Annotated in this window: 1 rRNA gene; it reads right to left on the reverse strand. The window is 51.4% G+C overall.

Going from position 1 to position 3,005, the window contains the following annotated elements:
- Position 1: 1 nt before the first annotated feature.
- Positions 2–2,933 (reverse strand): 23S ribosomal RNA (locus CKK03_RS19355).
- Positions 2,934–3,005 lie beyond the last annotated feature (72 nt).

Here is a 3,005-nt window from a genome sequence, read left to right on the forward strand (position 1 = left end):
TTTGGTTAAGTCCTCGATCGATTAGTATCAGTCAGCTGCACATGTCACCATGCTTCCACCTCTGACCTATCAACCTCGTCATCTTCGAGGGATCTTACTAGTTTAACACTATGGGAAATCTCATCTTGAGGGGGGCTTCATGCTTAGATGCTTTCAGCACTTATCCCTTCCACACATAGCTACCCAGCGATGCCCTTGGCAGAACAACTGGTACACCAGCGGTGTGTCCATCCCGGTCCTCTCGTACTAAGGACAGCTCCTCTCAAATTTCCTACGCCCACGACGGATAGGGACCGAACTGTCTCACGACGTTCTGAACCCAGCTCGCGTACCGCTTTAATGGGCGAACAGCCCAACCCTTGGGACCGACTACAGCCCCAGGATGCGATGAGCCGACATCGAGGTGCCAAACCTCCCCGTCGATGTGGACTCTTGGGGGAGATAAGCCTGTTATCCCCGGGGTAGCTTTTATCCGTTGAGCGATGGCCCTTCCATGCGGAACCACCGGATCACTAAGCCCGACTTTCGTCCCTGCTCGACTTGTAGGTCTCGCAGTCAAGCTCCCTTGTGCCTTTACACTCTACGAATGATTTCCAACCATTCTGAGGGAACCTTTGGGCGCCTCCGTTACTCTTTAGGAGGCGACCGCCCCAGTCAAACTGCCCACCTGACACTGTCTCCAAGGCCGATAAGGCCTTCGGGTTAGAATTTCAATACAGCCAGGGTAGTATCCCACCGATGCCTCCACCGAAGCTAGCGCTCCGGCTTCCAAGGCTCCTACCTATCCTGTACAAGCTGTACCAAAATTCAATATCAGGCTGCAGTAAAGCTCCACGGGGTCTTTCCGTCCTGTCGCGGGTAACCTGCATCTTCACAGGTACTATAATTTCACCGAGTCTCTCGTTGAGACAGTGCCCAGATCGTTACACCTTTCGTGCGGGTCAGAACTTACCTGACAAGGAATTTCGCTACCTTAGGACCGTTATAGTTACGGCCGCCGTTTACTGGGGCTTCGATTCAGAGCTTCGCTTACGCTAACCCCTCCTCTTAACCTTCCAGCACCGGGCAGGTGTCAGCCCCTATACTTCGCCTTGCGGCTTCGCAGAGACCTGTGTTTTTGCTAAACAGTCGCCTGGGCCTATTCACTGCGGCTCTTCAGGGCTATTCACCCTAAAAAGCACCCCTTCTCCCGAAGTTACGGGGTCATTTTGCCGAGTTCCTTAACGAGAGTTCTCTCGATCACCTTAGGATTCTCTCCTCGCCTACCTGTGTCGGTTTGCGGTACGGGCACCATTTACCTCGCTAGAAGCTTTTCTTGGCAGTGTGGAATCAGGAACTTCGGTACTATATTTCCCTCGCCATCACAGCTCAACCTTACGGTAAGCGGATTTGCCTACTTACCAGTCTAACTGCTTGGACGCACATATCCAACAGTGCGCTTACCCTATCCTCCTGCGTCCCTCCATCGCTCAAACGGTAAAGAGGTGGTACAGGAATATCAACCTGTTGTCCATCGCCTACGCTTTTCAGCCTCGGCTTAGGTCCCGACTAACCCTGAGCGGACGAGCCTTCCTCAGGAAACCTTAGGCATTCGGTGGAGGGGATTCTCACCCCTCTTTCGCTACTCATACCGGCATTCTCACTTCTAAGCGCTCCACCAGTCCTCACGGTCTGACTTCACAGCACTTAGAACGCTCTCCTACCATTGTTCGTAAGAACAATCCACAGCTTCGGTGATACGTTTAGCCCCGGTACATTTTCGGCGCAGAGTCACTCGACCAGTGAGCTATTACGCACTCTTTAAATGGTGGCTGCTTCTAAGCCAACATCCTGGTTGTCTAAGCAACTCCACATCCTTTTCCACTTAACGTATACTTTGGGACCTTAGCTGGTGGTCTGGGCTGTTTCCCTCTTGACTACGGATCTTATCACTCGCAGTCTGACTCCCGAGAATCAAGTCTTTGGCATTCGGAGTTTGACTGAATTCGGTAACCCGATGAGGGCCCCTAGTCCAATCAGTGCTCTACCTCCAAGACTCTATACTCGAGGCTAGCCCTAAAGCTATTTCGGAGAGAACCAGCTATCTCCAAGTTCGATTGGAATTTCTCCGCTACCCACACCTCATCCCCGCACTTTTCAACGTGCGTGGGTTCGGGCCTCCATTCAGTGTTACCTGAACTTCACCCTGGACATGGGTAGATCACCTGGTTTCGGGTCTACGACCACGTACTATTTCGCCCTATTCAGACTCGCTTTCGCTGCGGCTCCGTCTCTTCAACTTAACCTTGCACGGGATCGTAACTCGCCGGTTCATTCTACAAAAGGCACGCCATCACACATAAATGTGCTTTGACTACTTGTAGGCACACGGTTTCAGGTTCTATTTCACTCCCCTTCCGGGGTGCTTTTCACCTTTCCCTCACGGTACTGGTTCACTATCGGTCACTAGGGAGTATTTAGCCTTGGGAGATGGTCCTCCCAGCTTCCGACGGGATTTCTCGTGTCCCGCCGTACTCAGGATCCACTCAAGAGAGAACGAAGTTTCGACTACAGGGTTGTTACCTTCTCTGACGGACCTTTCCAGGTCGCTTCGTCTACTTCGCTCTTTTGTAACTCCGTATAGAGTGTCCTACAACCCCAAGAGGCAAGCCTCTTGGTTTGGGCTATCTTCCGTTTCGCTCGCCGCTACTCAGGAAATCGCGTTTGCTTTCTCTTCCTCCGGGTACTAAGATGTTTCAGTTCCCCGGGTCTACCTTCTCTTACCCTATGTATTCAGGTAAGGATACTACCCCATTACGGGCAGTGGGTTTCCCCATTCGGAAATCTTCGGATCAAAGCTTACTTACAGCTCCCCGAAGCATATCGGTGTTAGTACCGTCCTTCATCGGCTCCTAGTGCCAAGGCATCCACCGTGCGCCCTTCATAACTTAACCTAAGTTAATATTAAAAAAGAACTTTTACTACTTCAATGAATGTTTTGTTACGTTATCTAGTTTTCAAGGAAC

Origin of the sequence: Fredinandcohnia onubensis, from assembly GCF_002734215.1 — a bacterium.
In the GTDB taxonomy this organism is placed as follows: domain Bacteria; phylum Bacillota; class Bacilli; order Bacillales; family Bacillaceae_L; genus Ferdinandcohnia; species Ferdinandcohnia onubensis.